Annotated in this window: 1 protein-coding gene; it reads right to left on the bottom strand. The window is 36.9% G+C overall.

Annotated features, from left to right (window positions below; genetic code table 11):
• On the bottom strand, positions 1-409 hold a 409-nt coding region (locus FJR06_RS11575; RefSeq protein ID WP_168651472.1), incomplete at both ends, for an AMP-binding protein.

The following is a 409-nucleotide window of genomic DNA, read 5'->3' as shown; positions in this document are numbered from 1 at the left end:
AATGATGAGTTTTTTCTAACTACATAAGCTACTAAGCGTTGGTTTTCAGAAGTATCTGCTTGCAGAACTACAACTGTTTGTTCTACTTGGGGATGAGTGTCTAAAAGGAATTCTATTTCTCCTAACTCAATACGTAAACCTCGTAGTTTAACTTGATGATCGATGCGACCAAGATATTCTATATTTCCATCACTTAGATAACGTGCCTTATCTCCAGTTTTATATAATTTACCTTCACCAAAAGGATTAGAAATGAATCTTTCATTAGTTAATTCTGGCTGGTTGAGGTAGCCTCTAGCTAATTGTACACCCCCAATATGTAATTCTCCAGCAATGCCAATGGGAACTGGTTGTAAATATTGATCGAGGATGTAAGTTTGAGTATTAGCTATCGGGCGACCAATGGGAA

It is taken from the genome of Dolichospermum sp. UHCC 0352 (assembly GCF_009711925.1).
Taxonomy (GTDB): Bacteria; Cyanobacteriota; Cyanobacteriia; order Cyanobacteriales; family Nostocaceae; genus Dolichospermum; species Dolichospermum lemmermannii.
This window is presented reverse-complemented; position numbering and strand designations above follow the sequence as displayed.